The 6,525-nt window shown below is 72.7% G+C and carries 6 protein-coding genes; 1 reads left to right on the top strand and 5 read right to left on the bottom strand.

Features of this window, described 5'->3' with window-relative positions:
* Positions 1–11: 11 nt before the first annotated feature.
* The 4 genes from ACTWPW_RS37515 to ACTWPW_RS37530 are packed head-to-tail and all read right to left on the bottom strand — an operon-like array spanning position 12 to position 4,409.
* Positions 12–926 (bottom strand): decaprenyl-phosphate phosphoribosyltransferase, encoded by a 915-nt coding sequence (locus tag ACTWPW_RS37515; RefSeq protein WP_443171462.1) that lies wholly within the window; start codon positions 924–926, stop codon positions 12–14.
* Entirely contained in the window at positions 913–2,190 is a 1,278-nt protein-coding gene (locus ACTWPW_RS37520; RefSeq protein ID WP_443171463.1) for a glycosyltransferase 87 family protein, read from the bottom strand. The genes ACTWPW_RS37515 and ACTWPW_RS37520 overlap by 14 nt, the downstream gene beginning before the upstream one ends.
* Before the next feature lie 30 nt (positions 2,191–2,220).
* Positions 2,221–3,021, bottom strand: coding sequence for a decaprenylphospho-beta-D-erythro-pentofuranosid-2-ulose 2-reductase (locus ACTWPW_RS37525; RefSeq protein ID WP_443171464.1), 801 nt, complete (start codon positions 3,019–3,021; stop codon positions 2,221–2,223).
* Positions 3,018–4,409, bottom strand: a complete 1,392-nt coding sequence (locus tag ACTWPW_RS37530) for an FAD-binding protein (protein ID WP_443171465.1) — start codon at positions 4,407–4,409, stop codon at positions 3,018–3,020. The genes ACTWPW_RS37525 and ACTWPW_RS37530 overlap by 4 nt, the downstream gene beginning before the upstream one ends.
* Before the next feature lie 181 nt (positions 4,410–4,590).
* On the opposite strand from ACTWPW_RS37530, the gene ACTWPW_RS37535 reads away from it, so the two are divergent.
* Positions 4,591–5,019 (top strand): SCP2 sterol-binding domain-containing protein, encoded by a 429-nt coding sequence (locus ACTWPW_RS37535; protein WP_364123261.1) that lies wholly within the window; start codon positions 4,591–4,593, stop codon positions 5,017–5,019.
* 55 nt (positions 5,020–5,074) lie between these two features.
* On the opposite strand, the gene ACTWPW_RS37540 is transcribed toward ACTWPW_RS37535, so the two are convergent.
* Positions 5,075–6,454, bottom strand: a complete 1,380-nt coding sequence (locus ACTWPW_RS37540) for an acetyl-CoA carboxylase biotin carboxylase subunit (protein ID WP_443171466.1) — start codon at positions 6,452–6,454, stop codon at positions 5,075–5,077.
* Between the last annotated feature and the right edge of the window lie 71 nt (positions 6,455–6,525).

The raw sequence follows: 6,525 nt of genomic DNA on the forward strand, positions 1-6,525 counted from the left end.
TGGACATCCCTTCAGTTCAGATAGGTACCGGCCACCAGCAGCGCGACCAGGACGACCCCGGTGACGAGCAGCTGCCGGTCGCGGAAGACCAGCTCTTCGGGCGCCTCGCCCTGACCGCTGTCGACGAGCAGCGCGTAGCGCAGGACGATCGCGACGAACGGCACGATGCTGAGCGTCAGCAGCGCCAGCCCGATCCCGTCGTGCCGCTGGAAGACCCACAGGCTGTAGGTGACGATCATGGCCCCGGACGACATCGCCTGGACGTGGGCGAGATACCGGGCCGAGTACGCGGTCAGCGTCGCCCTGGTCCGCCCCGACCCGGCGTGCCGCAGCTCGGCCGAGCGCTTGCCCGCGACCATGAACAGCGACCCGAGGGAGACGACCGCGTAGAACCAGACCGAGATGGGCACGCCCACGGCCACCGCCCCCGCGACCGCCCTGATGACGAACCCGCCGGCGACCCCGATCAGGTCGAGCACCGGGACGTGCTTGAGCCAGAACGTGTACGCCGTGGTGAGGGCGACGTAGCCGCCGACCGCCGCCGCCAGCCCCGGCCCCGCCACCAGCGCGGCGCCCACGGCCGTGAGGATCAGCACGGCACCCAGCGCGGCGGCCAGCGCGACGGGGACGATCCCCGCGGCGACCGGCCGGAACCGCTTGACCGGGTGCAGCCGGTCGGCCTTGGCGTCGGCGGCGTCGTTGATGAGGTAGGTGCCGCCGGCGGCCAGGCAGAGGACGGCGAACGCGACGAGCGTCAGCCCTCCGCCGCGCACCGTGAAGAGCACGCCCGCGGCCCCCGGCGCCGCCGCCACCAGCACGTTCTTGACCCACTGCCGGGGCCGGCAGGCCCGCACCAGGCCGCCCAGGAGGGCGGCGTGGCGGCGGGCCGGCGTCCCGGCGCGGCGGACGGTGTCAACGGGCGCCATGTCCCTCGCCGCTCTCCACAGCGGGGCTCAGCTCGGGAAGGGGCCCGCGCCTGCGGTACACCTCGGCGAGCGCGAGCAGCAGCACCCCGGCGATCACGAAGGAGGCGGCCAGCAGCTGCGCCCCCGGGCTCAGCCCGTAGCCCTCCAGCGGGTTGAACGAGGCGAACATGTACGGCCTGAGCATGAAGACCAGCACCACGAACGTCGTCAGCGCGTACAGCCACCTGGACCGCACCCGGCGCGACATCGTCCACAGCAGGATCAGCACGGGGACGATCCACACCCAGTGCGCGATCCACGAGAACGGCGAGATGAGCAGCATCGCGATCGACACGACCAGGATGCCCTCGAAGTTCATCGACCTGCGGTGCAGGCCCGCGCCGATCGCGAGGGCGGCCACGAAGGTGAGGGCGGCCAGCGCCAGCCAGAGCAGGTTGTTGTCATCGTTGCCGAGGAACCGCACGACCACCCCGCGCAGCGACTGGTTGTAGGTGAACTCGGGGATGAACACCCGGTCCGGCTCCCACATGGCCGAGGTCCAGTAGCGCAGGGAGTCGGCGGGCAGCACCAGGAAGGCCACGCCGACCGTGGCGAGGAAGGTGACGGTCGCCGTCACGGCGGCCTTGAACTGCCGGGTGACCAGCAGGTAGACGATGAAGATCCCGGGCGTGATCTTGATGCCGGCGACCAGGCCGACCAGGATGCCCTTGCCCCGGGCCCCGTCGGGGCGCATCAGGTCGAGGAACGCCAGCAGGATGAAGATGTTGATGTTGCCGACCTGCACGTCCTGCAGCACGGGGTCGAGCAGCTGGACCACCGTGACGATGACCGCGGTGAGGACCAGGCGCCGGCGCCCGTACGGCACGCCGACCGCCTTCAGCGACACCCACACCACGCCGCCGAGCGTGAGCATCTTCAGCGTGCTCCAGACCACGCTCAGCACGTCCACGCCGAGGAAGCTGAACGGGGTCAGCAGCAGCGCGGCGAAGGGCGGGTAGTTGAAGGGGGCGTTGAACTGCAGGTCCGGGCCCAGGGGCGGGGCCACGACGTCGTACAGGTCGCCGCCGCCGCGCAGGACGACCTCGCTCGACATGTAGTAGACGTTCCAGTCGGCCATCCACCAGATGACCGTGCGCTGGGCCGCCCAGAGCAGGATGGACAGGGTGATCGCCACGCCCAGCGCGAAGGCGACGGGACGGATCCATCGGGCCCACGTCCCCGCCGGGGTGTCCGGAGGTCGGGTGGTCTTGGTGGTTGTGGTCATGACATCTCCTCATTTCGGGGGTGGGCCCGCCTACCGGGGGAGCCGCCGCCAGAGGGGCCGGGGGATCATGCGGAGTCCTGCGAAGAGCACTTTCAGCGGGGCCGGCACCCAGACCGTGAGCCGGTCCAGGCGCAGGCCCTCGGCCACGGCGGCGGCGACCTGCTCGGGTGTGGCGGCGAACGGCGCGGGGGGTTGGCCCTCGGTCATGCGGGTGCGTACGAACCCGGGGCGGACCACCATGACTCGGGCCCCGCTGCCGGCCAGCGCGTCGGCCAGCCCGTGGGCGAACGCGTCGAGCCCGGCCTTGGCGGCGCCGTACACGAAGTTCGACCTGCGGACCCGGACGCCGGCCACCGAGGACAGGACGACCAGGGTGCCGTGGCCCTGGGCGCGCAGCAGGCCGGCGGCGTGCAGGCCGGTGGAGACGTGGCCGGCGAAGTTCACCGTCGCGGCGCGGGCGGCGGCACCGGCGGCGGCGCGGGGGTCGCGCTCGATCGCCACCTGGTCGCCCAGCACGCCGAAGGCGGCCACCACCACGTCCACGTCGCCCAGCCGCTCCCGGGCGGCGCGGAAGACGGCCGCGTGCCCGCCCGGGTCCGCGGCGTCGAAGGGGATCGTGTGCACCTCGTCGGCGCCCGCCTCCTTCAGCGCCGCGACAGCCTGCGCCACGTCGGCCCGCGCCGTGTCGACCTGCGCAGTGTCGGTGTCGCGCTGCGCCAGGACGACCCGGCGGGCGCCGTCGCGGACCAGGCGGGCGGTGATGGCCAGCCCGATCTCGCTGCGTCCGCCGAGCAGCAGCACGGTCGCGACCGTCCCGAGCGCGTTCTTCATGGCAGCACCCCTTCGTGTCCGGTCCCTCGGTCGGCGAGCGACAGGCGGCGCGCCAGGTCCGAGACGAGCAGGCCGTCCGGGTCGGCGGCCCGCCGCGCGGCGTTCCACTCGGGCAGCCGCGGGTACATCCGGGCCAGGACCGACGCCGGCAGCCGCGAGTCCTTGGCGAGATAGACGCGCCCGCCCGCGCCCGCCACCAGCTCGTCGAGCCCGGCGAGCAGGCGGCCCAGCCGGGGGTCGCCGGCCGGCAGGTCCAGGGCGAGCGTCCAGCCGGGCATCGGGAACGACATCGGCGCCGGGTTCCCCGGGCCGAACCGCTTCAGCACGGCCAGGAAGGACGCCACCCCCGCGCCCGACAGCCGGGCCACGGCCTCGCGCAACGCCTCCTCGGCGCCGAACGGCACGACGAACTGGTACTGCACCAGGCCGCGCGGCCCGTACAGCGCGTTCCACCCGCGCACGCCGTCGAGCGGGTGGAAGAAGGCGCCGATGCCCTGGATCTCGTTCCGGCGCAGCCCGGGGGCCTTGCGGTACCACGCCTCGTTGAAGGCGCCGACCGTGAGCCGGTTCAGCAGGCGGGGCGGCGCCCAGCCGGGGGCGCGCAGCCCGCGGCCCGGCGCGAACGCCAGCGGGTCCTTCCTCGCGCGCCGGGGCAGCTCGTCGCGGCGCGCGTGCCGGCCGCGGGTGAGCACGCCCCTGCCGGTCGCGCGGCCCCGCGCGGTGAGGTCGATCCAGGCGACCGAGTAGCGGTGGTGGGCGTCGGTCGCCGCCATGACCTCCAGCATGTGGTCGAGGTCGCGGGTCCGCTCGGTGTCGGCGCACACGTACGAGGTCTCCACCGGCACGCACTGGACGACCGCCTCCGTGATCACGCCGGTCAGGCCCATCCCGCCGACCGTGGCCCAGAACAGGGCGGGGTCGGAGTCCGGCGTGACCGTCCTGACCTCGCCGCCCGGCAGCACCAGGGTGAGGCTTCTGACGTGGTGGCCCATCGAGCCGTCCACGTGGTGGTTCTTGCCGTGCACGTCGGCCGCGACCGCGCCGCCCACGGTGACCCGGCGGGTCCCGGGCGTCACCGGCACGAACCAGCCGTGCGGCAGCAGGGCGCGCATCAGCGCGTCCAGGGTGACGCCGCCGCCGGCGGCGCACAGGCCCGTCTTCCGGTCCAGGTTCATGAACGGGGGCAGGCCGGTGCAGTCGATCACCAGGCCACCGGCGCACTGGGCGGCGTCGCCGTACGAGCTGCCGAGGCCGCGGGCGATGACGCCGCGCGCCCCGGGGGCGGCGAGCAGCTCGGCCACCTCGTGCACCGAGCGCGGCCGGGCGACGGACGCCCGGGTGGGCGCCGTCCTGCCGAACCCCGTGAGCAGGGCCTGTGCGATCTCCATGAGCGTCCTTCGATCCGGTGGGCCCCCGTCGGCTCCGGGGTGCAGGCATCGTCGCAACCGGTATTAGGAGCCAGATCGAGAACTCCTGGAGGCCCCCGCGGGCCCGTCGAGCGGACCTCTAGGTCCCCCCTAGGCGCTGCTGTGACGCTGCGGGCAGGACACGTCCAAGGAGGAGCGATTCATGAGCGACGCACGGACCCGTTTCGAGGAGCTGCGCCCCGTCATCGACGGCAGCCCCCAGGACGAGCTGCTCAGCCACATCGGCGCGCAGCCCGGCGGCATCGACGGCGTGCTCGGCCTGGTCTTCGAGTTGACGCCCGAGAGCTTCAGGGCGGAGAAGGCACGCAAGGGCGAGGGCACCTTCCAGTACGAGATCACCACGCCCGAGGGCCCGAAGTTCTACCACGTGTCGGTGGACCACGGCACGTGCGCGGTCGGGCAGGGGCAGCTGGACTCCCCCAAGGTCACGATCGGCGTGGACCTGGGCGACTTCCTCAAGATGACCACGGGGAAGCTGGCGGGGCCGCAGGCGTTCATGACCGGCAAGCTGAAGGTGTCGGGCAACACCTTCTTCGCCATGAAGTGGCGTGACTGGTTCACCACCCTCTAGAACCCGCACGAAGAAGGCGCTCCCGGAGCCCCGGGAGCGCCTTCTTCGCGTCCGCTCAGGCGGCCGGTTCGGCCCGCTTCCTGGCGGCCTCGGCCAGCATCCTGTCGACCAGCGACGTGGTGTGCTCGCCGGCCCTGAACTGCGGGTCGGCCAGGATGCGGCGCAGGAACCCGATCGTCGTGCGCACGCCCTTGCCGGTCACCGTGAACTCCTGCAGCGCCCGGTCCATCCGGGCGATCGCCTGCTCCCGGTCCGAGCCCCAAACGACGACCTTGGCCAGCAGCGAGTCGTAGTCGGGCGTCACCCGGAAGCCGGGCCGCGCGTGCGTGTCCACCCTGACGAAGGGCCCCGCGGGCGGCTGGAACTCCTCCAGCAGCCCCGGCGTCGGGATGAAGCCGCGGTCGGCGTCCTCGGTGATGACCCGGCACTCGATCGAGACCCCGCGCGGCTGGACGTCCTCCTGACGGATCGACAGCGGCTCGCCGGCCGCCACCCTGAGCTGCTCGGCCACGATGTCGATGCCCGTGACCATCTCGGTGACCGGGTGCTCGACCTGGATCCGGCAGTTGATCTCCATCAGGTAGAAGGACCCGTCGGTGTCCACCAGGAACTCGAACGTGCCCGCGCCCGCGTAGCCGACGGCCTGGCAGCCGCGGACGGCCATCTCCCCCATGCGCTCGCTCAGTCCGGGCGGCAGCCCGGGGCCGGGGGTCTCCTCGACCAGCTTCTGGTGCCGGCGCTGCACCGAGCAGTCCCGCTCGCCGAGGTGGACGGCGTTGCCGTACGTGTCGCACAGCACCTGCACCTCGATGTGCCGGGCTTTTTCCAGATATTTCTCGACGTACACCCGGCCGTCGCCGAAGACCGCCTGCGCCTCGGCCCGGGTGCGCTGGTAGGCGGAGCGGAAGTCGCGCGGGTCGTGGATCACCCGCATGCCCCTGCCCCCGCCGCCCGCCGCCGCCTTGATGATCACCGGGTAACCGATCTCGTCGGCGAGCTCGGCGGCGGCCATCCCGTCGGCGATCGTCTGGTTGCTGCCCGGCAGGACCGGCAGCCCGGCCGCCGCCATGACGGCCCGGGTCTCCGCCTTGTCGGCCAGCCGGGCCATCACCTCCGGCGGCGGCCCGATGAACGTGATGCCGTTTCCGGCGCAGATCTCCGAGATGTAGGGGTCCTCCGACAGGAACCCGTACCCCGGGTGGATGGCGTCGGCCCCGGTGCGCAGGGCGGCCTCCAGGATGGCGGGCACGTTCAGGTAACTCGCCTTGGGCTGGGGCGGGCCGATCTGGATGGCTTCGTCGGCGAACCGGGTCACCGCGGAGTCGCGGTCGGCGGTGGAGTGCACCGCGACGGTGCGGATGCCGAGCTCCCGGCACGTCCGCGCGACCCGCAGCGCGATCTCACCTCGGTTGGCTATGAGGACGGTGCTGAACATGGGCTCCCTATCACGGAACGTTCGTCATGTGGACTCGACCGGCCTGACGGCGATGAGGCGCTCGTCGAACT

The sequence above is a fragment of the Nonomuraea sp. KM90 genome, assembly GCF_052246675.1.
Classification (GTDB): domain Bacteria; phylum Actinomycetota; class Actinomycetes; order Streptosporangiales; family Streptosporangiaceae; genus Nonomuraea.